The sequence below is a fragment of the Natronosalvus halobius genome, assembly GCF_024138145.1.
In the GTDB taxonomy this organism is placed as follows: Archaea; Halobacteriota; Halobacteria; order Halobacteriales; family Natrialbaceae; genus Natronosalvus; species Natronosalvus halobius.
Genome location: NZ_CP099997.1, coordinates 2,627,069 through 2,652,066, shown reverse-complemented (window position 1 = coordinate 2,652,066; position 24,998 = coordinate 2,627,069). Strand labels below are relative to the sequence as shown.

General features: G+C 66.2%; 24 protein-coding genes and 1 pseudogene. 9 read left to right on the top strand and 16 right to left on the bottom strand.

Annotation, left to right across the window (positions count from 1 at the left end; genetic code table 11):
• Nucleotides 1–56 precede the first annotated feature (56 nt).
• The gene (locus NGM15_RS12945; protein WP_253431648.1) at nt 57–506 is read right to left on the bottom strand and encodes a hypothetical protein; all 450 of its coding nucleotides are present in this window, start codon (nt 504–506) and stop codon (nt 57–59) included.
• A 160-nt stretch (nt 507–666) separates the two neighbouring features.
• Here NGM15_RS12945 and NGM15_RS12940 point away from each other — a divergent pair, with 160 nt between their 5' ends.
• The gene (locus NGM15_RS12940; RefSeq protein ID WP_253431646.1) at nt 667–1,797 is read left to right on the top strand and encodes an ORC1-type DNA replication protein; all 1,131 of its coding nucleotides are present in this window, start codon (nt 667–669) and stop codon (nt 1,795–1,797) included.
• An 83-nt stretch (nt 1,798–1,880) separates the two neighbouring features.
• On the opposite strand, the gene NGM15_RS12935 is transcribed toward NGM15_RS12940, so the two are convergent.
• On the bottom strand, nt 1,881–3,236 hold the full coding sequence (locus NGM15_RS12935; protein ID WP_253431643.1) for a carboxylate--amine ligase: 1,356 nt from the start codon (nt 3,234–3,236) through the stop codon (nt 1,881–1,883).
• Nucleotides 3,237–3,341: 105 nt separating this feature from the next.
• Nucleotides 3,342–3,623 (bottom strand): DUF7553 family protein, encoded by a 282-nt coding sequence (locus NGM15_RS12930; RefSeq protein ID WP_253431641.1) that lies wholly within the window; start codon nt 3,621–3,623, stop codon nt 3,342–3,344.
• 168 nt (nt 3,624–3,791) lie between these two features.
• Between NGM15_RS12930 and uvrB the strand changes: the two genes are divergently transcribed.
• Complete coding sequence (gene uvrB / locus NGM15_RS12925; RefSeq protein WP_253431639.1) at nt 3,792–5,846, top strand: excinuclease ABC subunit UvrB; 2,055 nt, start codon at nt 3,792–3,794, stop codon at nt 5,844–5,846.
• Between the two features lie 21 nt (nt 5,847–5,867).
• Here uvrB and NGM15_RS12920 read toward each other — a convergent pair whose 3' ends face one another.
• From NGM15_RS12920 to lipA, 8 genes and pseudogenes are all read right to left on the bottom strand, one after another.
• Entirely contained in the window at nt 5,868–6,119 is a 252-nt protein-coding gene (locus tag NGM15_RS12920; protein ID WP_253431636.1) for a hypothetical protein, read from the bottom strand.
• Between the two features lie 74 nt (nt 6,120–6,193).
• Nucleotides 6,194–6,868, bottom strand: a complete 675-nt coding sequence (locus NGM15_RS12915) for a helix-turn-helix domain-containing protein (RefSeq protein ID WP_253431633.1) — start codon at nt 6,866–6,868, stop codon at nt 6,194–6,196.
• A gap of 143 nt (nt 6,869–7,011) precedes the next feature.
• Nucleotides 7,012–7,128, bottom strand: a pseudogene (locus NGM15_RS18930) (molybdopterin-dependent oxidoreductase); the annotation flags it as partial.
• Between the two features lie 74 nt (nt 7,129–7,202).
• Nucleotides 7,203–8,876 (bottom strand): Na+/H+ antiporter NhaC family protein, encoded by a 1,674-nt coding sequence (locus NGM15_RS12910; protein ID WP_253431630.1) that lies wholly within the window; start codon nt 8,874–8,876, stop codon nt 7,203–7,205.
• A 106-nt stretch (nt 8,877–8,982) separates the two neighbouring features.
• The gene (locus NGM15_RS12905) at nt 8,983–10,572 is read right to left on the bottom strand and encodes a dihydrolipoamide acetyltransferase family protein (protein ID WP_253431627.1); all 1,590 of its coding nucleotides are present in this window, start codon (nt 10,570–10,572) and stop codon (nt 8,983–8,985) included.
• 1 nt (nt 10,573) lies between these two features.
• A complete protein-coding gene (locus NGM15_RS12900; protein WP_253431624.1) occupies nt 10,574–11,560 on the bottom strand; it encodes an alpha-ketoacid dehydrogenase subunit beta in 987 nt (328 codons plus the stop codon).
• A gap of 1 nt (nt 11,561) precedes the next feature.
• Nucleotides 11,562–12,671 (bottom strand): pyruvate dehydrogenase (acetyl-transferring) E1 component subunit alpha, encoded by a 1,110-nt coding sequence (gene pdhA, locus NGM15_RS12895; RefSeq protein WP_253431621.1) that lies wholly within the window; start codon nt 12,669–12,671, stop codon nt 11,562–11,564.
• A 309-nt stretch (nt 12,672–12,980) separates the two neighbouring features.
• On the bottom strand, nt 12,981–13,937 hold the full coding sequence (gene lipA / locus NGM15_RS12890) for a lipoyl synthase (RefSeq protein WP_253431619.1): 957 nt from the start codon (nt 13,935–13,937) through the stop codon (nt 12,981–12,983).
• A gap of 137 nt (nt 13,938–14,074) precedes the next feature.
• Here lipA and NGM15_RS12885 point away from each other — a divergent pair, with 137 nt between their 5' ends.
• The gene (locus tag NGM15_RS12885) at nt 14,075–15,472 is read left to right on the top strand and encodes an MATE family efflux transporter (RefSeq protein ID WP_253431616.1); all 1,398 of its coding nucleotides are present in this window, start codon (nt 14,075–14,077) and stop codon (nt 15,470–15,472) included.
• A 58-nt stretch (nt 15,473–15,530) separates the two neighbouring features.
• Here the strand turns inward: NGM15_RS12885 and NGM15_RS12880 are convergent, their stop codons facing one another.
• Nucleotides 15,531–16,139 carry a DJ-1/PfpI family protein gene (locus tag NGM15_RS12880; protein ID WP_253438075.1) on the bottom strand — a complete coding sequence of 203 codons (609 nt, stop codon included), beginning with the start codon at nt 16,137–16,139 and terminating at the stop codon, nt 15,531–15,533.
• 157 nt (nt 16,140–16,296) lie between these two features.
• Nucleotides 16,297–16,464, bottom strand: a complete 168-nt coding sequence (locus NGM15_RS12875) for a DUF1059 domain-containing protein (RefSeq protein WP_253431613.1) — start codon at nt 16,462–16,464, stop codon at nt 16,297–16,299.
• Between the two features lie 177 nt (nt 16,465–16,641).
• On the opposite strand from NGM15_RS12875, the gene NGM15_RS12870 reads away from it, so the two are divergent.
• The 5 genes from NGM15_RS12870 to NGM15_RS12850 all read left to right on the top strand — a co-directional run bounded on the left by NGM15_RS12870 (nt 16,642) and on the right by NGM15_RS12850 (nt 21,231).
• Complete coding sequence (locus NGM15_RS12870; protein WP_253431610.1) at nt 16,642–18,399, top strand: excinuclease ABC subunit C; 1,758 nt, start codon at nt 16,642–16,644, stop codon at nt 18,397–18,399.
• 101 nt (nt 18,400–18,500) lie between these two features.
• On the top strand, nt 18,501–18,992 hold the full coding sequence (locus tag NGM15_RS12865) for a GNAT family N-acetyltransferase (RefSeq protein ID WP_253438072.1): 492 nt from the start codon (nt 18,501–18,503) through the stop codon (nt 18,990–18,992).
• Nucleotides 18,993–19,068: 76 nt separating this feature from the next.
• Entirely contained in the window at nt 19,069–19,362 is a 294-nt protein-coding gene (locus NGM15_RS12860) for an SUI1 family translation initiation factor (RefSeq protein ID WP_253431607.1), read from the top strand.
• Between the two features lie 127 nt (nt 19,363–19,489).
• Nucleotides 19,490–19,759, top strand: a complete 270-nt coding sequence (locus tag NGM15_RS12855) for a hypothetical protein (RefSeq protein WP_253431604.1) — start codon at nt 19,490–19,492, stop codon at nt 19,757–19,759.
• A 287-nt stretch (nt 19,760–20,046) separates the two neighbouring features.
• A complete protein-coding gene (locus tag NGM15_RS12850) occupies nt 20,047–21,231 on the top strand; it encodes an MFS transporter (RefSeq protein WP_253431602.1) in 1,185 nt (394 codons plus the stop codon).
• Nucleotides 21,232–21,335: 104 nt separating this feature from the next.
• Here NGM15_RS12850 and NGM15_RS12845 read toward each other — a convergent pair whose 3' ends face one another.
• Entirely contained in the window at nt 21,336–21,794 is a 459-nt protein-coding gene (locus NGM15_RS12845) for a hypothetical protein (protein ID WP_253431600.1), read from the bottom strand.
• A 143-nt stretch (nt 21,795–21,937) separates the two neighbouring features.
• Here NGM15_RS12845 and NGM15_RS12840 point away from each other — a divergent pair, with 143 nt between their 5' ends.
• Nucleotides 21,938–22,876 (top strand): DUF7983 family protein, encoded by a 939-nt coding sequence (locus tag NGM15_RS12840; protein WP_253431598.1) that lies wholly within the window; start codon nt 21,938–21,940, stop codon nt 22,874–22,876.
• A gap of 66 nt (nt 22,877–22,942) precedes the next feature.
• Here NGM15_RS12840 and NGM15_RS12835 read toward each other — a convergent pair whose 3' ends face one another.
• Together NGM15_RS12835 and NGM15_RS12830 are read right to left on the bottom strand one after the other, a co-directional pair.
• A complete protein-coding gene (locus NGM15_RS12835) occupies nt 22,943–23,809 on the bottom strand; it encodes a hypothetical protein (RefSeq protein WP_253431597.1) in 867 nt (288 codons plus the stop codon).
• 218 nt (nt 23,810–24,027) lie between these two features.
• Nucleotides 24,028–24,921, bottom strand: coding sequence for a hypothetical protein (locus NGM15_RS12830; RefSeq protein WP_253431595.1), 894 nt, complete (start codon nt 24,919–24,921; stop codon nt 24,028–24,030).
• Nucleotides 24,922–24,998 lie beyond the last annotated feature (77 nt).

The window sequence follows — 24,998 nt, the reverse complement described above, 5'->3', positions numbered from 1 at the left end:
AGAGCGACCACGGAGTCGGAGAGTGAACACAGTCGGAGATCGACCTCGAGGTCGGATCATCTGCGGGGCTCGCTCCCGGCTGGAGTCGCTGTCTCGGTGGCGGCGGCCGCCTGCATCCCTCGATACCCTGCAACGGCGACGAGCACGCTGGCGAGGGCGGCGACGTAGAGGCCTGGTTCCGGCGAGACGGTGACGTAGTGGGCGGGGTAGCCGACGGCGAAGACGTTCTCGAGGGAGGTGTAGATCACGCCCAACAAGAGGAGCGCCAGGACGCCCACGGCCGCGGTCACTTTGGCTTCGAACGCGGTCCACTCGCGAAGGGTCACCAGTCCGAGGGCGACGAAGCCGGCGACCGGGACGGCGTAGCCCATGCCGGTGAATCCGTTCGTCGTCGTCGATATGTCGAACACGTCGATGCTGGCCCAGGGGAGGAACGCGCTGCCGACGAGGCACGCGCCGCCGAGGGCGGCCAGACGCTCGTTTCCGTCCGCAGGTACGTCGATCATCGGTCCGTTCTGGCCCCGGCTTCGTATATAAAGTCGTGGACGCTGTGTCGGTGATTGCGTACCAATATCCCGTTTCGACGGTCTCGAGGCGGTGAGAATCCGTCTTCACGCCGAAAACGACCGCAAACAACTAAGTAGCTTCGAGAGCGTGGTGAAAGTGATGACTGGCGACCCCGAGGAGGGGATGTTGTCGTGGGACGAATCCGTGTTCAGGAACGAGCACGTCTTCGAGATCGATTACGTCCCCGAGACGTTCCGCCACCGCGATTCGCAGATGCAGAGTCTCACGTACGCGCTGCGACCCGCGGTCCGGGGCTCGCGCCCGCTGAACGTGATGGTCCGCGGACCGCCGGGAACGGGGAAGACCACGGCGATTCAGAAGCTGTACGACGAGGTCGGCGCCCAGACCCGTGACGTCCAGACGATCCGGGTCAACTGTCAGGTCAACTCGACGCGGTACTCCGTCTTCTCGCGGCTGTTCGAGGGCTGTTTCGACTACGAACCCCCGTCGTCGGGCATCTCCTTCAAGAAGCTCTTCGGCCAGATCGCCGAGAAACTCGTTGAGGACGACCGCGTGCTCGTCGTCGCGCTCGACGACGTCAACTACCTCTTCTACGAGAACGAGGCGTCGGATACGCTCTACTCGCTGCTGCGCGCCCACGAGGAACACCCGGGGGCGAAGATCGGCGTCATCGTCGTCTCCTCGGATCCGGCGCTCGAGGTGATCGACGCCCTGGACACCCGCGTCCAGAGCGTCTTCCGGCCCGAGGACGTCTACTTCCCGGTGTACGACCAGCCGGAGATCGTCGACATCCTCCACGAGCGCGTCACGCGGGGGTTCCACGACGGCGTCGTCGCCACGGACGTCCTGGAGCGGGTCGGCTCGCTCACGGCCAAGAGCGGTGACCTCCGGGTGGGGATCGACCTCCTCAGGCGGGCCGGACTCAACGCCGAGATGCGGGCGAGCCGAACCGTCGAACTCGAGGACGTCGAGAAGGCCTACGAGACGTCGAAGTACATCAACCTCTCCAGGAGCCTCAACAGCCTGAGCGAGAACGAGCGGGCGCTCCTCGAAGTGCTCGTCGACCACGATGGCGCCCAGGCCGGCGAGGTATACGAGCGGTTCAGCGAGGAGACCGACCTCGGTTACACTCGCTATTCGGAAATCGTCAACAAGCTCGACCAGCTCGGTCTCATCGACGCCGAGTACGCCGAAATCGACGGACGTGGACGGTCGCGGTCGCTGACGCTCTCGTACGAACCCGAGGCGATTCGGGAGCGACTCGAGTGAGCCGCCGGTATGTGCCACCCAAACGGTGAGGAACCTGCTCGGGGACGATAGATCGTCAGACGCCGATGCCCGACGATTCGGCGTCAGTTCGTCCGTCCGCGCTGGTCCTCGAGAGGCTCGATGTCGGCCGTTGCCGGCTTCGATGCGAGTTCCTGCTCGGCGAGTGCTGGCGACCCGACGGCTGGCGACGATTCGTCGGCTTCACCCCCCTCTCGAGCGGCGCTGAGTTGCTCGGCGGCGGCCGAGCGGACGAAGTTCCAGCCGTCCTGGACGAACGGAACGGGGTCGTCCGCGACGGCGTAGTCGAACCGGGGCTCTCGAACCATCGACGTGGCGACGTCGCTGACAGCGGAGAGAAACGAGGGGCGTTCGACCAGCGGGTAGTTCTCGGTCAGGATGCTGTGGAGATGACAGAGTTCCCCCCGGAGCAGGTGGCCGCCGATGCCGACCTCGTAGTCGGGCTGGCTGATCGGCTCGCCGCGTGCGAGCTGCCAGTAGTAGTAGGGGAAGTCAGCGCCCGCACGAACGGAGAACGGGAGCGACGACCAGAACCGCGGATTGATCTCCATCAGCTCGAACGACCCCGTCTCGGGGTTGCGCAGGAACTCGACCATCGCCAGACCGTGCCACTCGAGTTCGTCCAGCAGCGCGAGGCCGGCAGCCTCGAGTTCGGGGATGTCGGTCGACTCGCGGTAGGCACTCGGCCCGCCGCTGTACTTGTAGCCCCGTTTCTGGCAGTGCTGGAAGGTGGCGACTGCCTCACCCTCGTCGTACAGCGCGAAGAAGCCGTACTCTCGGGAGTCAGGGACGTACTCCTGGACGATGGGGACGTGACCCCACTCGTTGAGCGACGATTCGACTGCGGGCGGGGTTCCGGGTTCGTGGTAGACGGTCGAGCCGATGTCGCTGAGCCCGGCGTCGTGACCGAGGTACTCGGGGGCGGCAACGGTGTAGCGGGGCTTGATGATCGTCTCACGCGACCAGTCGTCCCACTCGTCGAGCAGGGTCGTCTCGGGCGTCTCGACGCCGGCGCGCTCAGCGGCCGAGAAGAGTTCGACCCGATCTTGCACCTGTCGCAGGGTCTCGAAGTCCGGCCACGGCGTCGCGACGTGCTCGGCGAAGGCGTCCCTGTTCGCTGCGAGCGTGTAGACGTCCTCCTCGCGGACGGGGATGATCGTCTCGACGCCGGGTCGCGCCGCGAGCGAGAGGAGGACGTCCCCGTAGGCCTCGATGTCCGACCGCGGGTCGGGGAGCGTGACGAATCGATCGCAGTACCTCGAGACGGAGCCGGGCGTCGTCCGATCCTCGGAGCCGACGATGGTGTAGATCCCGCGCGGCCCGAGCGACCGCAGACAGGCGACGGTGCTGGGGGCCGTGATACCGGGAACGATGACGCGTTCCCGCGCCTCGCGTGGTTGGTCGTGCGCAGCCGATTGCATACGCATTGGAGGGGGCCACGAGGGTATTGTTATGGGTCCGTTACCCTCGTAAGGCTACCCTACCGGGGCGAAAACCGACCCCCGAGGACCGGTTCTCGAAAGGGCTCACGCTTGCTCGAGGCTCTGGCGATAGCTCTCGGCGTGTTCGATGGCGCCCTCGAGTCTGTCGGCCGTCTCGGCATCGGATTCGCGTCGTGCCTGCCTGAGGGTGTTGAGGTGCTCGTCGAAGACAGCGTGGTCGGCCTCGCTCTCGCTTGCGGCGATTTCGGCGAAGGCGGCCGCCGTATCCCGGATCGTCTCCCGTACGTCGTCGCCGGCGGTCTCGGTCGCCAGCTCGAGGTCGGCTCGAGCCTGCTGTAAGTCAGCGTCGCGGCTGGAACTGGACATACGTTCTCGACGTCGACTGGCGTCAAAGACGTGGGGGCGGCATATGCGCGGCGGCCTCTGTCAGCGGGCCCGACAACCGTAGCCGTGGCCGTCAGACGAGGGGCTTTCGAGCCGGAGCCCCTGGAAGACGAGCGGCTTACGTAGCCCGAGCCCCTGGTCACGGATACGATGAGCGACACTCGAGGCCCCCTCCAGCCGGATCGACCCGAGGCCGCGAAACCGTTCGCGGTCGACGCCCCGTTCGAGCCCGCGGGCGACCAGCCCCAGGCGATCGAACAGCTGGCGACGGGCTTCGCCGACGGCATGGACCGCCAGACGCTGCTCGGCGTGACGGGGTCGGGCAAGACCAACACCGTCTCGTGGGTGATGGAGGAGGTCCAGGAGCCGACGCTTGTCATCGCCCACAACAAGACCCTGGCCGCCCAGCTCTACGAGGAGTTCCGGAACCTGTTCCCCGACAACGCCGTCGAGTACTTCGTCTCCTACTACGACTACTACCAGCCCGAGGCCTACGTCGAGCAGACCGACACCTACATCGACAAGGACGCCTCGATCAACGACGAGATCGACCGCCTCCGTCACTCAGCGACGCGCTCTCTGCTCACGCGAGACGACGTGATCGTCGTCGCCTCGGTCTCGGCTATCTACGGACTCGGTGACCCGCGAAACTACGTCGAGATGGCGATGCGCCTCGAGACGGGCGAGGAGATCGGCCGAGACGAGTTGTTGAAGCGGCTGGTCGACCTGAACTACGAGCGCAACGACGTCGACTTCTCCCAGGGGACGTTCCGGGTTCGCGGCGACACCATCGAGATCTTCCCGATGTACGGCCGCTACGCCGTCCGTGTCGAGTTCTGGGGCGACGAAATTGACCGCATGCTCAAGGTCGACCCGCTCGAGGGCGAGGTCAAGAGCACCGAACCCGCCGTCCTCGTCCACCCCGCCGAGCACTACTCGATGCCCGAGACTCGTCTCGAGCAAGCCGTCGAGGAGATTCGGGACGACCTCGACTCGCGGATTTCGTACTTCGAGCGTAAGGGCGACCTGCTCGCCGCCCAGCGAATCGAGGAACGAACCACGTTCGACCTCGAGATGATGGAGGAGACGGGCTATTGCTCGGGCATCGAGAACTACTCGGTGTACCTCGACGACCGCGACCCCGGCGACACGCCCTACACCCTGCTGGATTACTTCCCGGACGACTTCCTCACCGTAGTCGACGAGTCTCACGTCACGCTGCCCCAGGTTCGGGGCCAGTACGCCGGCGACAAGTCCCGGAAGGACTCGCTGGTCGAGAACGGATTTCGACTCCCGACCGCCTACGACAACCGCCCGCTCACGTTCGAGGAGTTCGAGGAACGAACCGACAATACGCTGTACGTCTCCGCGACGCCGAGTGACTACGAGCGCGAGGAGAGCGACCAGATCGTCGAACAGATCGTTCGTCCCACCCACCTCGTCGACCCCGAGGTCGAGGTGGCAGACGCGACCGGCCAGGTCGACGACCTCATGGACCGCATCGGCGCCCGCATCGACCGCGACGAACGAACCCTCGTGACGACGCTGACGAAGCGGATGGCCGAGGACCTGACCGAGTACCTCGAGGAGGCGGGCGTCGACGTCGCCTACATGCACGACGAGACCGACACCCTCGAGCGCCACGAGATCGTTCGCTCCCTCCGCCTCGGGGAGATTGACGTCCTCGTCGGCATCAACCTCCTGCGGGAGGGCCTGGACATTCCCGAGGTCTCCCTCGTGGCGATCCTGGACGCCGACCAAGAGGGGTTCCTCCGATCTGAGACCACGCTCGTCCAGACGATGGGGCGGGCGGCCCGCAACGTCAACGGCGAGGTCGTGCTGTACGCCGACGAGGTCTCGAACGCAATGGAGTCGGCCATCGAGGAGACGCGGCGCCGCCGCGAGATTCAACGCGAGTTCAACGAAGAACACGGCCACGAACCGATGACCATCGAGAAGGAAGTCGGCGAGACCAACCTGCCCGGGAGCAAGACCGACACCTCGAGCGTCGCCGGGACGGACCTCCAGGACGAAGAGGACGCCGCCCGTTACGTGGCCGAACTCGAGGACCGGATGGAGGAAGCGGCGAGCAATCTCGAGTTCGAACTCGCGGCGGACATCCGGGATCGGTTGCGGGAGGTTCGCGAGGAGTTCGACCTCGAGGGGAAGGACGAGGGTGTCGCCCCGCCAGCCGAAGAGTTCTAGCGGCTCAGTCCTCGCTGCTGCTCACTCGATGACGTCGAACTCTTTGCACCCGCACCGACAGCCCGTTCGCCGGCCTATCGGTTGGACCGTCCCGTCGGGCCACAACTGAGCGGCGTAGACGTTCGAACAGGATTGGCAGGCGGCCGCGACCTTTCGTTTTCCGTTTTCTTCGACGTCGCTTTCGCTCCCGTCCGGTCTGTCGACTCTATCCGGCCGCGGTTCGGACCGCGAGGAGGGCTCGGCGCTCGTCTTCGACCGTGGCGGCTCGGCCATAGTATTCTCCATCACGGGAACGAGGAAAGCCGAACTGCTTTGAGTTAGAAGCTACTTATATACCCGAGGATGGATCACGACCGCTCGAGGTCCTCCGCCCGCTCCGAGGAAACCGTGAGCGTATTTCTGGTGAGGTTGTTCGTCGCCCGACGGAGCCGCTGTGAGACGGCGTTCGTCGAGATGTCGAGGGCGTCCGCCAGTTCGGCGATCTGCGTCTCGCGCGGGACGGCGAAGTAGCCCATCTCGAGTGCGGTGACCATCGCCTCCCGTTGCTGGGGCGTCAGGTCGTACTCGCGTTCCTTCGGGTCCGTCACCTCGTAGAGCCGCTGGAGTTCGAAGGAGTAGCCCCGTTCGTCGAAGTAGTGCTGGAACGACTCGAGTCGCCCCTGCCCGACGAACTGGAGTTTGAGATACCAGGTTCCGTTCGTCGCTGCTGCCTCCTGGACGATACCGTGTTGGTCGACGACCTGGTCGATCAGTTCCTGGACGCGTTCGGTCCAGTGGACGTTGAAGTAGCCGACGTTTCCGGTGCGATCGACCGTGTTCACTTCCGTGACGGAGGAATCGGCCCGTATGGCCGCTTTCGCCGCCTCGAGGTCGTCCGCAGTCGCCCACAGGAACGGCATGACCCACTCGCGGCTGTGCGTGGCGAGTCGCTCGATCTCGATCGTGAGGTTCGGGATCGTCTCGAAGGTCTCCTCGAGTGCGAACGCCTCGGCCGGGAGTGTGAACTCGGTCACGATGCTCATGCGGTGGCTGACGGAGTCTACCTGTATAAGCCATCGCCAGGATACCGCCACTAAGCCGTCGAGAGGAGCCGATCAGCGGCCCCACTTCCCTTGACCCGACGGTCGAGCGCGTCTCACTCGAACCTGCTCGCCCGCGTCGCGAGTCACTGGGCTGGATCGGCGCAGCGACGGATCTCGACTCGCTCGATCCACTTCACCCACTGGAAGCCGTGGCGACCGAGCGCCACGAGTCGCATCGGCGCTTCGTCCTCGTGACGGAGTGCTCGAGCGACCGACTCGTGACGGAGTGCTCGAGGCCAAATCGGAGCCTCACGATTCGGGCGGCCTGGAACCGTCAGTCGTCGCCGGAGGCTTCCCGGCGCTGGGCACCGGCGAACGGCTTGGCGGACACGTTCTTTCGCCCGGCGTCGAGTTCCGAGAGAGCGTACACGAGACCGACGAGCAGGACCGCGCCGAGAGGCACCAGGACGAACGGCGAGAGGCCGAACAGACCGTACGCCAGGTAGACCATCAGCGCGACGGAGATCACCGTGACCGCGTAGTACAACTGAGTCCGGACGTGGTCGATGTGGTCGGCACCGGCGAACGTCGAGGAGAGGATCGTCGTGTCAGAGATGGGTGAGCAGTGGTCCCCGAAGATGGCCCCCGAGAACACGGTCCCGACGGCGAGTGCCAGCACTTCCGGCGAGCCGTTGCCGACCTCGTAGGCCAGCGGGATGGCGACCGGCGTCACGATCCCCATCGTTCCCCACGAAGTACCGATCGAGAAGGCGATCACGGCGGTCGTCAGCAACACGACCACCGGGAGCAGCGTCGGCGTGATGAACCCGGCGGCGATGTCGGTGACGTACCGGCCGGTCTCGAGTACCTCCGCGACGGTCCCAATCGACCACGCCAGGACGAGGATACTCACCGCGGTGAGCATGATTCCGAACCCGTCCAGGACGGTCTCCATGGACTCCTCGAGGTCCATCACGCCGTAGTACAGCGACATCGCGACGGCGGTCGCAACCATAGCGAACGAGCCCCAGACGAGCGCGCCCGTGAAGTCGACGTTGTCCACGAGGGTGATGAGCGCGTCGCCGCCAGATGCGGCCTCGGCGGGCGTGACGCCGGCGGCCTGGAAGCCGGTGATCGCCGCCCCGCCCATGACGACGATCACCAGGGCCGCGACCGGCACGACGAACGTTCGCACCAGGGGATCCTCGACGACCGGCTCACCGAGATCTTCCTTCATACTCTGGAGTGGGGTGGCGTCCTCGCGCGTGACGTTCCCCGTGTCCCTGGCGCGCGTTTCCGCGGTGAGCATCTCCCCGAAGTCCCGACGGGTGAGGACGACGATCAGGACCATCAAGAGCGCCAGCAGACAGTAGACGTTGAACGGGATCGACCAGAGGAACGTCGCCACGGCCGAGGGCGTCTCGCCGTCGATGTTCTGGTACTCGTTCTGGATAAGGCTGATCTGAAAGGCGACCCAGCTCGAGATGCCGAAGGTCGCCACCGGCGCGGCCGTCGAGTCGAGGATGTAGGCCAGTTTCTCCCGGGACATCCGCATCTCGTCGGCGATGTCCTTCACCGCGGAGCCGACGATGGCCGTGTTGGCGTAGTCGTCGAAGAACCACACCAGGCCGAGCAGCCAGGCGGCTAGGCCGACCCGCCGATGGGAGTCCACTCGGTCGGTCGCAGCGCGGGCGATGGCGATCGAGCCGCCCATTCGCCACGTGAGGGCGATACCGGCGCCCAGCAAAAACGTGAACGTAATGATCTCAGCGTGGAACGTGTCGTCTCCGAACGAAGCGACGATCCAGCCGAACGCTTCGATTACGCCGACGAACGGGACGGCGGCGATGTCGAGGGTGCTCTCTGCGTTGTCCCAGGCGATGAGCACGCCCCCGGACCAGACGCCGAGGAACAGCGAGAGCATGGCCCGACGGGTGAGGATGGCGAGCATGATCGCCAGCAACGGCGGCAGGAGCGACCACGCGCCGAACGGGTGTGGTTGTACCATGTACACACGGAGCACGCTAGTCATATTTAAACAATACGTAATCGTAATCTTCGTGTAACTAACAAATTAACAGCTCTGCTCCGCAGCGAAGAACGCTCGAGTGCGCTTACTCGAGCAACAAGAGTTCGGGGTTCTCGAGGTACCGCATGACCTCGTTGGTGAACGCCGCGCCCTCGGCACCGTCGATGAGACGGTGGTCGAACGAGAGCGAGAGCGTCATGACCGAGCGGGGTTCGATCGATTCGGTGCCCTCGTCGTCGGTGACGACGCGGGGCTTGCGTTTGATCTCGCCGACCGCGAGAATCCCCGCCTCTGGGTAGTTGAGGATCGGCGTGGCGTACTCGCCGCCGATCCCGCCGATGTTCGTGATGGTGAACGTCGAGCCTCGGAGCTCGTCCGGGCTAATGGTGCGCTCGCGGGCCTTCGTCACCAGTTCGTCCGTTTCCGAAGAAAGCTGGAGCATGCCCTTGTGGTCGGCGTCCTCGACGACCGGCACCATCAACCCGGCGTCGGTCGCGGCCGCGACGCCGATGTTGTAGTAGTTGCGGTGGACGATCTCCTGGTTCTCGTCGTCGATCATCGCGTTCATCTCCGGGAACTCCTTGAGCGCCGCGACGACCGCCTTCATGATGAACGGCATGTAGGTCAGCCGAATGCCCTGTTCCTCGGCCACCGGCTTGAGCCGTTCGCGAGCCTCGACGAGTTTCGTCACGTCGACCTCGTCGTGGTGGGTGACGTGCGGTGCCGTGTACTTCGAGCGCTCCATCGCATCGGCGATGGTCTTGCGAACGCCCTTGAACGGCTCGCGGGTCTCTCGCGGACCGGTCTCGCCGGTCGCGACCGCGGCAGCGTCGGCCTCCTGGGCGCGCTGCTGGGCTTCGGCGTACTCCATCACGGCCTCCGGTGTGACGAACGCCTCCCCGTCGCGTTCTTCGGTCGCGGGGACGGCGTTGATATCGACCCCCTGCTCCTCCGCGACGCGGCGAGTGGCAGGAGCGGCCAGCGTGCGGTCGCGGTCGGCCGATTCGACGGACGGAGCGCTCGAGGCGCTCGCCCCAGTTCCCGTGCCCGTGCCTGTTCCTTCTCCCGACTCGGCCTCGCCGTGGGCACCCCCGGCAGCGTCGACGCCGCCGGTTCCCTCGGTCGGCTCTGCCGGAGCGGTCTCGGCGGATTCGGCGCCACTGTCGCTCGAGCCACCTGCACTCGTGGCCGCCTCGACGTCGCCCTCGGTGATCCGGCCACCCGGACCGCTGCCCTGGACCGTCGAGATGTCGACGCCCTGTTCGCGGGCGAGTTTTCGAACTCGCGGCGGGGCGAAGACGCGGCCCTCGGGGACGTCGACAGATTCGGCGTCGGGTGCAGCCTCCGCGGAGTCAGCCGAACTCGAGTCGGCCGTCTCGGTCTGGTCGGTGTCTGCTTCGGTTTCCGTTTCGGTTCCGGTCTCGGCTTCCGCCTCGCCCTCGACGTTGAACGTGATAATCACGTCGCCGACCGGGACCATCTCACCCTCCTCGGCGCGAAGTTCCGCGACCGTGCCGTTGTACGGCGAGGGAACCTCGACCAGCGCCTTGTCAGTCTCGACCTCAGCGACCGGCTGGTCCTCACTGACCGTGTCGCCGGGTTCGACCAGCCACGAGACCAGTTCACCCTCGGCCACGCCCTCGCCCACGTCGGGAAGTTTGAATTCTCGAGCCATGTCAGTAATCCATCGCGTCCCGAATTCCCGTCTCGATGCGGGCCGGTTCGGGCAGGTAGTAGTCCTCGAGCGCGTACAGCGGGAACGGCGTGTCGAACCCGCTGATACGCTGGATCGGCGCCTCCTGGTACATCAGAGCCTCCTCCTGGATGGTGGCGGCAATCTCGGCGCCCATGCCGTTCGTCTTCGGCGCCTCGTGGACGACCGCGCCGCGGCCGGTCTTCTTGAACGACTCGACGATGGTGTCGATGTCCAACGGGGAGACCGTACGGAGGTCGACGACCTCAACGTCGATCTCGCCCTCGAGGTTTTCGGCGGCCTCGAGCGTCGGGCGGGTCATCGCGCCGTAGGTGAACACCGAAATATCGGACCCCTCGCGGCGGATAGCCGCCTCGCCGATCGGCACCTCGTAGGGCTCGTCGGGCACCTCCTCGCGGAACGCCCGGTAGATGAGCTTGGGCTCGAGGAAGATGACCGGATCGGGGCTCCGAATCGCGCTCGTGAGCAGTCCCTTCGTGTCGTAGGGCGTCGAGGGGATGACCACCTTGAGACCGGGTTGGTGGACGAACATCGCCTCGCTCGACTCGGAGTGGTGCTCGGGCGCCCGGATCCCGCCGCCGTAGGGCGCCCGAATGACCATCGGGCAGGTGAAGCGACCGCGCGAACGCGTTCGCAGGCGCGCGGCGTGGGAGACGATCTGGTCGAAGGCGGGGTAGATGAACCCGAGGAACTGCATCTCGGGGACGGGCCGGAGCCCGTAGGCAGCCATGCCGATGGCCGTCCCGACGATGCCCGACTCGGCGAGCGGCGTGTCGATGACTCGGTCCTCGCCGAACTCGTCGTAGAGGCCCTCCGTCGCGCGGAAGACCCCGCCGTTCTTCCCGACGTCCTCGCCCATGACGACGACGTCTTCGTCCCGTTCCATCTCCTGACGCAGTCCGTCGCGGACCGCCTGTACCAGCGTGAGGTTTTCAGATTCTGCTGCCATGTTAGTCCTCCAGTAGCGCGTCGTCTCCGTACTGTTCGCGAATCCGTTCGAACCACTCGCGTTGTTCCGCGAGCCGTCGCGGCATCTCGGCGTAGACCTGCGAGAAGATCTCCTCGGGGTCCGGCCGCTCGACGGCTTCGGCGGCGTCAATCGCGTCCGCGACCGCGTCGGTGACGCGGCCTTCGATGGCGTCGGCGCGCTCGTCGTCGAGCATCCCGTGCTCGCGCAGGAACGTCTCCATGCGCGGGATCGGATCCTTCTGTTTCCAGCGTTCGACCTCCTCGTCGTCGCGGTAGACCGAGGGATCGTCCGCGGTGGTGTGGGCCCCAAAGCGGTACTGGACCGCCTCGATGAGCGTCGGGCGAAGTTCACCCTCACCCGGATTCTTGGCCTTCTGGACGGCCTCGCGGGTGACCTTGTAGACAGCCAGCGGGTCCATGCCGTCGACCTGAACGCCCTCGAACCCGTAGGCGCTGGCCTTCTGGGCGATGGTGTCGCTCGCCGTCTGGCGCTCTCGAGGCACCGAGATGGCCCACTGGTTGTTGTTACAGAAGAAGACGGCCGGCGCGTCGAAGACGCCCGCGAAGTTCAGCCCTTCGTGGAAGTCGCCCTCGCTCGTGGCGCCGTCGCCGAAGTAACAGAGGAATGCCTTCTCCTCGCCTCGCAGTCGGGAGGCCCAGGCGGTCCCGGTGGCGTGGGGAATCTGGGTCGCGATGGGCACGGCGACCGTGAAGATGTTCTGCTCCTCGGGGACGGCGTTACCCTCCTCGTGGCCCATCCAGTAGAGCAGCGTCTGTTTCAACGAGAGGCCGCGGACGAGCGCCGCCCCGTGCTCGCGATAACTTGGGAAGAGCCAGTCCTCGTCGTCCAGGGCGTGGGCGCTTCCGATCTGGGCGCCCTCCTGGCCCGACAGCGGCGGGTACGTCCCCATGCGACCCTGTCGCTGGAGACTCACCGCCCGCTGGTCGAAGTGGCGGGCGAGTTTCATCTGCTCGTAGAGCTCGAGGAACTCGGATTCGTCGAGATCCGGTACCTCGACGCCCTCGAGGACGCGACCGTCGTCGTCGAGTACCTGTACTCGATCACTGGGGTCGTGCTGTAGCGTGCTCACGGGTATACCCACCTTCGCATACCCTAATGGTCTATCGCTCACGTTAAAGGAGTTTCGTAAATAATTTACTATCAGCACGATTCTTGCCATTGATTACCAAAGTTCGCCGTTGTTTTCGGATGAGGCCGACCGAACGTCCAAATAAACGCGAGGAATCGCGAGAATAGTTTGGAGTATCACGGATTATGTCCACGTTACTGGACGGATGTTCGTCGGTCGTGTGGGTTCCAGGAGCGAACCGCCCGTGCGGCGGCCCGGTACGATATCGAATCGCGTCTGAAAGGTGATGGAATCGCGGGGAGAGATCGCTCAGTTCGATGCGGGGCTCCGACGGGCGCTCGCTCGAGCATCCTCGACGCTCTTGCCTTCCCGAAGCACGGCGTCGACGAACAGTTCGCCGGCCTTGTACGACGAGCGAACCATCGGCCCGCTGGCACAGTACAGGAAGCCGAGTTCCTCCTCGGCGACCCGTCGCCAGGTCTCGTACTTGTCCGGGTGGTCGTAGCGCTTGACCTCGAGGTGGCTCAGCGACGGCTGGAGGTACTGACCCAGCGTGACGATGTTGACCCCGCGTTCGCGGAGGTCGGCCAGCGTCTGGTAGACCTCGTGGTCGTACTCGCCGTGGCCGAGCATTATCGAGGTCTTGGTGTAAATGTCCGACTCGCGTTCGACCTGCTCGAGCACGCCCAGGCTCTGTTCGTAGCCGGCCCGACGGTCCCGGACGGGAAACTGCAGGCGCTCGACTGTCTCGACGTTGTGGGCGATGACGTCTGGCTGGGCGTCGATGATCTTTCGGACGAGGCGTTCCTCGCCCTGGAAGTCGGGAATGAGGACCTCGACGAGAACGCCCGGATGTCGCTTTTTGATCTCGCGGATCGTTCGCGCGAAGTGACCCGCCCCCTGGTCGGGGAGGTCGTCGCGGTCGACGCTCGTCAGGACGACGTAGTCGAGGCCGATCTCGGCGATGGCCTTCCCGACGTTTTCGGGTTCGTCCGGGTCGAGCGGTTCCATCCCGCCGGTCTCGACGTCACAAAAGTTACACCCGCGCGAGCAGCGATGGCCCATCAGCATGAACGTCGCCGTGCCGCCGCTGTCCGATTCGCCCGTTCCGTTTCGGCCGCTCCAGCACTCGCCCAGGTTCGGGCAGTTCGCCTCCTCACAGACGGTGTTGAGGTCGTGCTCGCGCAACGTCTCCTTGATTCCGGTGAACTCCCGGCCCGACGGCGGCCGCATCTTCAGCCAGTCGGGCTTTCGCGAGCGACTCATACCTGATCCTGGACGGCGATGGTGAAAAGTCGTGGTGGTTCTCGTCGAAATTCGGCCGCCGTTCCGTTGAGACAATGCACCAACGTGAATGAACAGTTATATTACGCCCCGTGTGCCAATGTAACAGGTCACTGACGATGCTATCCGCTTCGCGTGAGGAAATTTCGAACGGCTCCCTCCCGAAAGTCCTCCTCGTACTCGCCGCGCCGCTGCTCGTCCAGAACCTCGTCCACGTCGCCAACCAGGTGATCGACGTCTTCTGGCTCGGTCGGTTGGGCGGTGACGCCATCGCAGCCGTCGGGTTGAACTTCCCGATCATCGCCCTGCTGTTCACCGTCGCCATCGGCATCTCCGTGGGCACGCAGGTCGTCGTCGCCCAGCGCGTCGGCGCCGAGAACCTCGAGGGGGCCCGTCGCGTCGCCGTCACCGGCACCCTCGTCGGCCTGATCGGTGGAACGATCCTCGGCATCGTCGCATTCGTCCTCGCACGAGACGTCATGGGGCTGTTCGCGGCCGAACCCCAGGTCATCGAGGCCGCCGCCGCCTACCTCGCGGTCATTGCGCTCGGCATTCCGCTCGCGACCGCCAGCGACGCCCTGGAGTCGGGTTTCGTCGGCTGGGGCGACGCCCGTGCAGCGCTCTACATCAACGTCGCCACCGTGGTCGTCAACGTCGCTCTCGATCCGTTCCTCATCTTCGGCTGGTGGGTGTTCCCCGAACTGGGCGTCGAGGGAGCGGCCGCCGCGACTGCCATCGGCTACGCGGCGGGCTTCTTCTTCGCGGTCGGCCTCGCCGTCTACGGGCGGGACGACTTCCGGATCGGCCTCCGTGATATCGGCTTCGACCTCGAGGACGCCCGCGAGATCGTCGACGTCGGCTGGCCGAACGCCGGCCAGTACGTCGCGAGCCAGTCCGTTCGCGTGTTGATGGTCGCCATCGTCGCCGTCGCCGGCGGATCGGCCGCCGTCGCCGCCTACACTATCGGCGCCCGGGTTGCGTCGGTCGCGTTCATCCCCGCCCAGGGCCTCCAGCAGGCCGCCCAGAGCGTCATCGGGCAGAACCTCGGCGCCGAGAATCCAGGACGGGCGACCAGGACGACCTGGGTCGGCGTCGCCATCGCCGCGGGTGCCCTCACCCTCGTCGGCGCCGTCCAGTGGCTCGTTCCCGAGACGCTGACGACGGTCTTCGTGCCCGACGCGACGCCCGACGAGGTCGCCCACACCGTCGCGTACCTCGAGATCCTCGCCTACGGCTACTGGGCCATCGGTGCGAACTACCTGCTGATGGCCGGGTTCAACGGCGCCCGGCGGACGCGGACGAGTTTCATCGCCACGCTCTGTCAGTACTGGGCCGTTCGCCTCCCGGTTGCCGCCCTCGGGATTTACGTCCTCGGCATGGACGCGACTGCCGCCTTCTGGGCCGTAACCATCTCGAACGTCGTCGTCGCTGTCGGACTGGGACTGTACTACTGGTACGAGACTGGCTCCGGGATGAATCAGCGCGCGGTCGACGTCGCGGCCTCGAGTACCGATTGACCGTCTCTTATTTCCCGGCTCGCTCGACGTTCGGCCCCTCGATTACGAGGCCACCCCCTCAGCGCTCGACCACCTCGCCCCGACGCTCGTGTTCCATCTCTTCCGTGACCGCCGCCGCGACCGCCTCACCGAACTCCCGTTCGAGGAACCACAGCGCCAGGTCGATGCCCGAGGTGACCCCGCCCGCGGTCAACACGTCGCCGTCGTCGACGACCCGCGCCGAGCGCACGTCCGCGAACGCCTCAAGGGCCTCGAGGGCGACCCGGTGCGTGACGGCGGGTCGACCGTCCAGGAGACCCGCGTCGGCGAGCACCATCGCGCCCGTACAGATCGATGCGACGACGGTTCCGCTCGCGTGACGGTCGGCGACGGCCTCCGGAAGTCGACCCTCGTCGATCACGCGACTGATGCCCCCATCGTCGCTCGTCCAGCCCCCGCCTGGGACGACGAGCACGTCCGGGTCGTCCAGGACACCGTCGGGCTCGACACGCAGGCCGTGGCTCGCTCGAACCCGGTCCACGGACTCGAGGGTGACGAGTTTCGTCTCGAGGGGTGCACCGGCTCGAGCACCGTTCTGGAAGACCTCGAAGGGACCGATGGCGTCGAGTTCGTCGAAACCAGGGAAGAGGACGATTTCGACAGTGGTCGTGGTTTCGGTGTCGGACATGTGCTCGAGGACGGGCCTCGAGACGAAGCGTGTTTCGCGTTCGTCGGCGAGGATTACGGCGTCGACATTCGCTCGTCGCTGCCTGGAGCGTTCGTCGCTGGGCGGTGCGTTCGTCCCCGGCAAGGCATCACCGCGACAAAAATGAGACCGCAGTCGCTCAGACCTCGTTCATCAGGCCCTGGACATCGTCTCGAGAGACGGACTTGTCGTGTGTCCGCTCGGCGTGTTGCTGGACGAGATCGACCATCTCGTCTTCGTTTTCGTCCCGGATGACGAAGTCACAGTCCTCGAACCCCGCGTCTTTGCATTGTACCTCTTTGACCATAGGAATCACTCGCCTCGCGCCGGCAGGGATTTCCACACCATCGACCGCAATAACGGTTGTCGGAGGCGGGAATGACAGTCACTCGGAGCGAAGACTCCGGACCATCCGACGAACGCGGCGGCGCCATCCGGGGACGGTACACTGAAACCCCTCGCCCCGCTAGAGGCGTCGATAGCGATGGACGCCGAGACGCTTCGCGAGCGAGCCAGCGATCTCCCTCGAGAGCCCGGCGTCTACCAGTTCCGCGACCGTGACGGCGAAACGACGCTGTACGTCGGCAAGGCCGTCGACCTCCGCTCACGAGTGCGTTCGTACGCCGACCCCCGGAGCGCCCGCATCCGACGGATGGTCGACCGCGCCGACGACCTCGAGATCGCCGTCACCGACACCGAGACCCAGGCGCTGTTGCTCGAGGCGAACCTGATCAAGCGCCACCAGCCCCGGTACAACGTCCGGCTGAAGGACGACAAGTCCTACCCGATGGTCCAGCTGACGGCCCACGAGGCCCCACGGATCGAAATCACCCGCGACCCGGCCGAGGCCGCGACCGTCTTCGGCCCGTTCACGAACAAGGGCCGACTCGAGACCGTCGTCAAAGCGCTGCGGGAGACCTACGGTCTTCGCGGCTGTTCGGACCACAAGTACGCCGGCCGGGACCGCCCCTGCCTCGACTACGAGATGGGGCTCTGCACCGCCCCCTGTACCCGCGAGATCGACCTCGAGAGCTACCGCGAGGACGTGCAGTCGGCCGTTCGCTTCTTCGAGGGCGAAACGGGCGTGCTCACGGATCCCCTCCGGCGGGAGATGGAGACCGCCGCCGGGGGCCAGCAGTTCGAGCGCGCTGCCCATCTCCGGGACCGCCTCGAGACCGTCGAGGCGTTCCACGGAGATGCCGACGACGCCGTCCAGTCGATGGGCGAGGGCCAGGAGCACCTCGTCGACGTCGTCGGGGTCGCGATTCGCGGCGAGGACGCGACCGTCGCCCGCCTGCGTTCTGACCGCGGGAAACTCGTCGACCGCGACCGTCACACGCTCGAAGCGCCCGCGACCGACGAGGGGGCGGAGAGCGCCGTCCCCGCCGTCCTCGCGGCCTTCCTGGTCCAGTACTACGCCGAGCGACAGCTGCCGGACGCGCTGTTGCTCCCCGAGCGCCACGGCGACCCAGAGGTGGCCGGCTGGCTCGAGGCCGAGGGCGTCGCCGTCCGCGTGCCGGGTGCCGGCCGTGAGGCGAAGCTCGTCGAACTGGCGCTGAAGAACGCCCGCCAGAACGTCGGCCGACGGGACGAGTGCGGCATGCTCGCCGACGCGCTGGGTCTCGAGCGGGCAAGGCGACTCGAGGGGTTCGACGTGAGCCATGCCCAGGGCTCGTCGGCGGTCGGCAGCAACGTCGCCTTCGACGACGGGAGCGCCGACAAGTCAGGCTACCGCCGAAAGAAGCTCACCGACGAGAACGACGACTACGCCAACATGCGCCGACTCGTCACCTGGCGCGCCGAGCGAGCCCTCGACGGCCGAGACGACCGGCCCGACCCGGACCTGCTGGTGATCGACGGGGGTCGGGGGCAGCTGGAGGCGGCACTCGAGGCCCTCGAGGAGACAGGCTGGGACGTGCCGGCCATCGGACTGGCGAAAGCCGAGGAGCGTGTCGTCACCCCCGATCGAGAGTACGACTGGCCGCGGGACGCCCCACACCTCCACCTGCTCCAGCGGGTGCGCGACGAGGCCCACCGGTTCGCCGTCCAGTATCACCAGACGCTCCGCGACGAGGTGTCGACGGTGCTCGACGACGTCCCGGGAATCGGGCCAGAGACGCGAAAGCGACTGCTGGGACGGTTCGGCAGCGTCGAGAACGTCCGGGCGGCAAGCGTCGAGGATCTGCAGAGCGTTCCCGGCGTGGGCGAGCGAACGGCGCAGACGGTCAAGGAGCGGCTGTGAGCGGTAGCCACTGTGAGCGGTCGGTCGGCGAGTCGATCTCGACTTTCGTCACGAACCCCGACCACCTCTTTGGTACTAGATGACGTAGATCGAGTATGGACATCGACATCCGCCCGGCCACCGCGGACGACTGCGACGCCATCCGCGAACTCGCCCGCGAGACCTGGCACGACACGTACGCGGAACTCGAACCCGACACGATCGACGAGACCGTCGATTCCTGGTACAGCGACGAGGAACTCGAGCGCGCGCTCTCGACGCCCGGTACCACGATGCTGGTCGCTGAAGCGATCGAGGGAGCGGGAATCGTGGGGGTCGCCCACGGCGTTATCCAGGAGGACGAGGGCGATGTCCTCCGACTCTACGTCCACCCCGATCACCAGCGCGAGGGTATCGGCACGGCCCTCCAGGAGCGACTTCGCGAGAACCTCGAGGACTTCAACATGCGTCGCATGCGGGCGATCGACCTCGCGTCGAACGCCGGCGGACGGGCGTTCTACGAGGATCTAGGGTTCGAGAAGACCGGCGAGGCGACGGTCGACATCGGCGGCGAGTCCCGTCAGGAGGTCGTCTACACGCTCGAACTCGAGTGACGTCTCGTTGCCTCGAGTGACAGTCAATTCGGGTGAGAGACAACACTTTGGCACTCGAAGACGTATCATACGTACCGTGTCAAACGACGACCTCGACGACCTGCTCGACGAACTCGACTCTCACGACGACCTCACCGTCGCCGAACAGGTGCTCACGATTCGCCTCGAGAAGCGCCGGTACGGCAAACCCGTCACGATTCTCGAGGGGTTCGACCTCTCGACAGCGGAACTGAAGGCGACCGCCTCCGAACTCAAACAGGCGCTCGGGACCGGTGGCACCGTCGAAGAGGGGCGAATCGAACTTCAGGGCGATCACCGCAGTCGACTCCCGCCGCTCCTTCGCGAGCACGGGTTCCAGGTCCAGGAGTAGCGGTCGTATCGAATCCGCCTCCACAGCGTCGTCGAGCGTCAATTTTTGAACGTGTGCACGTGGGAGCATTACTCGGTATCGGAAAGTCCCCGTTGGATTTTTGATGATACCAGGAGTGGGTACCGGCATGGCGACCGACGAAGAATCGGCCAATGCTGACGTCCCGTTCAGGACGCGCCTCGCGAGGGTGGTCGTCTCCGTCGTCATCCTGACCGGCGTGACCGTCATTCTCGGATACGGCGGCTGGCTCCTCTTGACGCTCACTGCCAGGATCAGCGGATTCGATCCGGAGACGGCCGACGGCGAGTTACTCCGCGATCGGTTGCTAGCGTGGCCCGACCGCAACAGAGAGGTCATGCGCTCAGATGGCAGAACGAGGGTCCCGTGGAGGCCGTAGGTGACGGCGCCGTCGACGGTAATTCACGACGTGGTAGAACGGAGCCTCCCCCGATATTTCAGTGGTAGGTATTCGTTCACCGTCTTGGTCCCAACGACCAGTCAGCGGATCACGGTCTGCCGCAACCGACCGTACTTTGTCGCCCGATTCGGTAGAGACACACGACCTCGACCTCGAGCGTCGGCGGAACCGACGTGGGAAGTTGCGACGCGGCCACCCGGTCGCTGCCTCGAGGCGAAACTGACGACGAACGGCGAAACTGACGACGAACGACGAAACCGACGACGATGAACCTGCTGAATCGCTGGCGCTACCGAGAGACTGTCCTCGCACTCTGTACGCTCGCGTTCTTCGCGACGATGGTCGCCCGACTGGTGATCAGCCCGGTCGTCCCCGACGTCACCGGCGCCTTCGGCGTCTCGAACTTCGTCGTCGGCATCGCGCTCACCGGCCTCTGGATGACCTACTTCCTCGTGCAGTTTCCCAGCGGCATCCTGGCCGACCGCTTCGGCGAGCGACCCGTCATCCTGGTCGCCGTCGGCGGCACGGCCGTCGCGAGCCTCTTCATCGCCATCTCCCCCGCGTTTCCGATCTTCCTGCTCGCGACGCTCGCGCTCGGGGCCGTCGCGGGCCTCCACTACACCGTCGCGACGACGCTCCTGACCCGAACATACGACAACATCGGCTCCGCCATCGGCGTCCACAACGGCGGCGGCCCGCTCGCCGGTCTCGTCGCCCCGGCCCTGGCCGCGTGGGTCGCCGTCGTCCTCGGCTGGCGCTACGCCATCGCCCTCGGCGTCGTTGCCGCCGTCCCCATCTACGTCCTGTTCTCCCGCTACGTCGAGCCGACCGAGCCGCGCCGCCCCGACCAGCCGATGCGCGAACGGTTCGAACTCGAGCCCCTGCTCGAGGTGCTCTCGCGCCCACCCATTGCGTTTACCGTCTGTCTGGCGATCCTCTCGGCGTTCGTCTGGCAGGCGCTGTCGTCGTTCCTCCCTACCTTCCTGATGGAACACCGCGGTCACTCCCAGACCCTCGCCGGCATCGTTTTCTCGGCGTACTTCGTCGTGCAGGCGATCACCCAGGTTGGCGTCGGCGCCGTCTCCGACCGCTACGGTCGCGACCTCGCCGCCGTCGGCTGCATGGTGCTCGGCTCGAGCGGCCTCCTGCTGTTCGTCTTCGGCCCTGGCTTTCCCTCGATCGTCCTCGCCGTCCTGCTCGTCGGAACGGGCCTGGGCTGGGGAGCCGCCCTCCTCCCGCGAATCATGGACAATCTTACCGACGAAGAGCGCGGGGCCGGCTTCGGCCTCGTTCGGACGGTCTACGGCGTTGTCGGCTCGCTCGGCTCCGTCGCGACCGGCCTCTTCGCCGACGTCCTCGGCTGGGGCATCGCCTTCACGATTCTTGCTGGTCTCCTGGTCGTCGTCCTCCTCGCGCTCGTCACGAATCGAACTCTCGGCCTGGGATACTGACCGGGTTGGCCCCGCGAACGGGGCTCTCCAGGCGGCCCACTGATTCGCTTTTTTACTATAGAGAGTGTAGTTTTGGCGAGCCGACGACGATCGAAGCGACGGAATCAGTGCTCCTCGTTCAGTTCGCGCTCCTTCGTCACCGTCTGGTCGCCCTCCGGCGGAGCGTCCTCGATGTCCGCGGGACGAGACGCACCCGAATCTTCGGTTTTCGCCGTATCGACGCCGCCCTCGCTCTCGCCGTTGCCCGCCTCCCGCTCGTCCCAGGACGGCCCCTCGCTCGAGGGAAACTCCTCGAGTCGGATCGTCTCGTCGACCGCCTGGACGTCGCTCTCGTGGAGCGGGACGGCGTCCTGGGGGTCGGACGACCAGCCGAGGGCTGCCCTGAGCGAATCGACGACGCCCGGCTCCGGTTCGACGAACGCGGTTTCGTCCTCAACCGAAACGACGACGCCGACCGCCGCTCCCTCGTCGTTTTCGACCGTCTTTCCGACGTCGTCAGCCGTGAAGGTGGCGCACATACACTGGGCTAGCCCCGCCTCGAGCGAATAGTGTGGTGCCTGCATCGGCTGGCAGGTCCGGGAGGGTCGTTCGAGCGTAGACGCCGTCCCATCGCCGGCGGCGGCGTCAGAATCCCATCGTCGGAGTCGAGCCACCACCCAGCACACACGCGGCAATGGCTTTTCGAGGTGGCCGTCGACCGTTGCCCATGGACTGGAATGCCCTTCGCGACGCCTGTACCGACATCGAGCCGGGAACCGAACTCGTGACGCCGGTCTCCGAGCGCGCGTTCCGGATCACCGACGCGCTCGAGGATCGACTCGTGGTCCAGTTCGTCGACAGCGGCGAGGAGCGACCGCTCTACCGCGAGCAGTTCGACGTGCTGGCCGAGCAACTCGAGGGTGGCCCGATCCCGCTCGCAGAACTCCCGCCGGGCGTCGAACCGTACGCGAGCGTGCTGAGCCTCTCCGTCGAGCACGTCTCCGACGGCGAGACCCTCGAGCGCGCTCCGGAGGAGGCCGTCGCTGGGGAGAGCCCGCACCTCGTTCCACCCGAAGAAGCTCGGACGAGCCTCGAGCGGGTCCACGACGACGCCACCCTGCTCGCCGATCAACTCGAGCGCCTCGAGCGCGACGGGCGCGACGAGCCGTCGACACTCGACACGGAGACCCTGACCGACCTGTACGTCCTGCTCTCGGACGTCCAGCGGGGATCCGATCGGGTGCGGCGAACGGCCGGCGAGACGCTCCTCGAGCGACTCGGCCCCGATCAACAGCTCCACGGTCGCTTCGGGACGGTCCGGCGAACGACCCGCGACCGGCGCCAGCCGAAGGACGAAGACGTCGTCCTGGACGCCCTCGACGAACACGGCATCCCCCACGAGTGGGTGCTCGGGATCGACTCCGGCAAGTTGGACATCGTCCTGGCGGTCACCGATCTCGAGCCCGACGCCGTCTACGACGTCGAGCAGCAGGTGTACGTCCAGAAGACCGGCGTCGACGAGGGCGAGAAGTACTCCCGGCTGCAGGGGCTGGCCGAGCGCCTCGAGGACGTCGATGCGGAAACTGCCGGTCAACTCGACGAGTCGCTCTACGACGACCTCAGTAACCTCGAACAACGGCTCGAGGACGCGCTCTCGGCTGGGTGATCGGGTAGCGGGACGTGCGACGGTCGGTACCTCACCCGGGCTAAAACGGTAGAGGGAGTGCGACTCCTAGCGCTTCGAGCGGTTCGATTCGTCGTCTCGTTCGTCAGACCGCTCCTCATCACCGCTTTCCGTTCGGCGTTTTTCCCCCTCACCGCGTTCCGCCTCGACGTCTTCGGAGCCCGACCGCCCCGAACCCTCGACCCCCTCCCGAACCGCGTCCGGTTCGACCGCCGCGTCGGTCCGTTGGCCGACATCCTCACCTGGACGAACCTCGGCTTCCGGGTCACGGTCCGTGAGTTCGGTCGGGTCCACCTCGAGTTCCCGACGCTGGGCTTCCTCGATCTCTTCGAGTTCCTCGAGGTCTGCGGCCGGGTCGATCGAGCCGCTCGAGTCGCCGTCCGCGAGCGGATCCGTCTCGTCCGTAGCGTCGATTTCGCCGATGGGGTCCGTGACGTCCGCCGGGTTGCCGGCCGGTTCTCCTCGACGCTCTTCGTCGCCGTCGATTCGGTCGCCCGCGTCCGCCCCTGGGTCCGGATCGTCCTCCCCGGGCGGCGCCGACGGCTCCTCCTGGTCGCTAGTGACCGGTTCCCCCGGTGTGTACTCCTCGTCCGGAGCGGGGGTGTTCTTCCCCGAGGCTTCCGACGATGGCAACTCGGAGTCGGCCGGGCTCGCGTCGCTCGTCAGGTCCTCGCCGGGAAACGACGGGGACAGCCGAACAGCGTCGTCCGTGACCCGGTCGACGGCGTCGTCCGCGAGGGGAACGGCGTCCTCCTGGCCGCCCCACCCGAGTGCGGCCCTGGTGGAGGCCGCCATCTCCGGGTCCGGTTCGACGTAGGCCGTCCCGGGGTCGACGGCAGTGACGATACCGACCGTGTCTCCCGAGGCGGTCTCGACCGACTTGCCGACGTCGTCCGCGGTGAATACTGGACTCATACGAGTCGATCTAACACAGCCCGTTCGAAGTGGTTCGTGCCTGCATGGTCCTGCCTCGGCCAGTCCTTTCGATTCGCGCTGTAATCCCCCTTCACGAACCGCCTTCAGCGTCCCTCACGACTGCTCGAGCACTCGGTCGGTGTTGCTCATGGGTTGATCGAGACGCATCGGCGACAAACAGGCGATCACTGCTCACGCAACCCGCGGGCCGAAGTCCCTCAACTCGAGTCGCGTCGGTCCGATTCGATGTCCTCGGGCGCCGGCTCGTACCGCAGGACGGGAGTGGCGTCGGCGTCCTCGGTCTCGCCGACCCGCGAGACGCCGGGAATCTCGAGCAGGAGGGACGAAAGCACCTCGGCTAGGCCATCGCTCGACTCGTCTTTCGTCGAGTGCCCGTCCTCGATCGCTTCGAGGAGGTCGTCGACCGTCGCCCGTCTGCGCTCGGCGAGCACGACGAACGCCGCCCGAGCAGTCGCTCGCTCCGCTGGCGAGGGTTCGAGACTCTCGAGGGCGTGTCGGGCGCTCCCGATCGAGTGTCGAACAGACGGCGGGTCCGGAACGTCCCGTCCGTCGCCGTTCTCCGGACGGTCGATCACGGGAGTCCCCTCGTAGCGCCACTGTTCACCGAGGTCCTCGTCGCCCGAGCGCGCGACGGTCGGCAGGGCCTCGAGGTGATCGCGAACGCACTCGGACCACCACCGCTCGGCCGACTCGTAGCCCGCGGGGACCTCGCTGTAGGTCGCGTCGATTACCTCTGCGGCTGTGGCCTCTCCCCAGTACCGGAGAAACGAGAACGCCGTACGGACGGCCGACGCCTCGTCCGGTCGCAGGTCGCGCGACTCGAGTGCCCGTTCGACCTCGTCGGGGGTGTCGATTCGATAATCACGCCCGCCGACGGGGGTCGCTTCGAGAACGCGCCGGCCGCTGTCGGTGAGCCCGTACCCGTCGTCGTCGTGGCTCACGAGTCCGTTGTCCGCGAGCCGAGAGAGGCGTTCCTCGAGGGCGTCGCGGTTCGCCTCGAGCGTCGACGCGAGGCGTTCGCTGTCGGACGTGCCGTCCTGGAGCGCCTCGAGGACGGCCCGATCCCGACCGTCGAGCGTGTTCGACGCCATACGGACGTCTCCGCCGTCGAGTATCCTAAGTCGAACGCTGGCCATCGAAAGGCGATCGCGGAGCGCGACGCGGTCGG

Excerpts from the sequence above, each read along its gene's own strand:
- NGM15_RS12945 (WP_253431648.1), bottom strand. The coding sequence starts at position 506 with ATGATCGACGTACCTGCGGACGGAAACGAGCGTCTGGCCGCCCTCGGC.
- NGM15_RS12940 (WP_253431646.1), top strand. The coding sequence starts at position 667 with ATGACTGGCGACCCCGAGGAGGGGATGTTGTCGTGGGACGAATCCGTG.
- NGM15_RS12935 (WP_253431643.1), bottom strand. The coding sequence starts at position 3,236 with ATGCAATCGGCTGCGCACGACCAACCACGCGAGGCGCGGGAACGCGTC.
- NGM15_RS12930 (WP_253431641.1), bottom strand. The coding sequence starts at position 3,623 with ATGTCCAGTTCCAGCCGCGACGCTGACTTACAGCAGGCTCGAGCCGAC.
- uvrB (WP_253431639.1), top strand. The coding sequence starts at position 3,792 with ATGAGCGACACTCGAGGCCCCCTCCAGCCGGATCGACCCGAGGCCGCG.
- NGM15_RS12920 (WP_253431636.1), bottom strand. The coding sequence starts at position 6,119 with ATGGCCGAGCCGCCACGGTCGAAGACGAGCGCCGAGCCCTCCTCGCGG.
- NGM15_RS12915 (WP_253431633.1), bottom strand. The coding sequence starts at position 6,868 with ATGAGCATCGTGACCGAGTTCACACTCCCGGCCGAGGCGTTCGCACTC.
- NGM15_RS12910 (WP_253431630.1), bottom strand. The coding sequence starts at position 8,876 with ATGGTACAACCACACCCGTTCGGCGCGTGGTCGCTCCTGCCGCCGTTG.
- NGM15_RS12905 (WP_253431627.1), bottom strand. The coding sequence starts at position 10,572 with ATGGCTCGAGAATTCAAACTTCCCGACGTGGGCGAGGGCGTGGCCGAG.
- NGM15_RS12900 (WP_253431624.1), bottom strand. The coding sequence starts at position 11,560 with ATGGCAGCAGAATCTGAAAACCTCACGCTGGTACAGGCGGTCCGCGAC.
- lipA (WP_253431619.1), bottom strand. The coding sequence starts at position 13,937 with ATGAGTCGCTCGCGAAAGCCCGACTGGCTGAAGATGCGGCCGCCGTCG.
- NGM15_RS12885 (WP_253431616.1), top strand. The coding sequence starts at position 14,075 with ATGCTATCCGCTTCGCGTGAGGAAATTTCGAACGGCTCCCTCCCGAAA.
- NGM15_RS12880 (WP_253438075.1), bottom strand. The coding sequence starts at position 16,139 with ATGTCCGACACCGAAACCACGACCACTGTCGAAATCGTCCTCTTCCCT.
- NGM15_RS12875 (WP_253431613.1), bottom strand. The coding sequence starts at position 16,464 with ATGGTCAAAGAGGTACAATGCAAAGACGCGGGGTTCGAGGACTGTGAC.
- NGM15_RS12870 (WP_253431610.1), top strand. The coding sequence starts at position 16,642 with ATGGACGCCGAGACGCTTCGCGAGCGAGCCAGCGATCTCCCTCGAGAG.
- NGM15_RS12855 (WP_253431604.1), top strand. The coding sequence starts at position 19,490 with ATGGCGACCGACGAAGAATCGGCCAATGCTGACGTCCCGTTCAGGACG.
- NGM15_RS12850 (WP_253431602.1), top strand. The coding sequence starts at position 20,047 with ATGAACCTGCTGAATCGCTGGCGCTACCGAGAGACTGTCCTCGCACTC.
- NGM15_RS12845 (WP_253431600.1), bottom strand. The coding sequence starts at position 21,794 with ATGCAGGCACCACACTATTCGCTCGAGGCGGGGCTAGCCCAGTGTATG.
- NGM15_RS12840 (WP_253431598.1), top strand. The coding sequence starts at position 21,938 with ATGGACTGGAATGCCCTTCGCGACGCCTGTACCGACATCGAGCCGGGA.
- NGM15_RS12835 (WP_253431597.1), bottom strand. The coding sequence starts at position 23,809 with ATGAGTCCAGTATTCACCGCGGACGACGTCGGCAAGTCGGTCGAGACC.
- NGM15_RS12830 (WP_253431595.1), bottom strand. The coding sequence starts at position 24,921 with ATGGCGTCGAACACGCTCGACGGTCGGGATCGGGCCGTCCTCGAGGCG.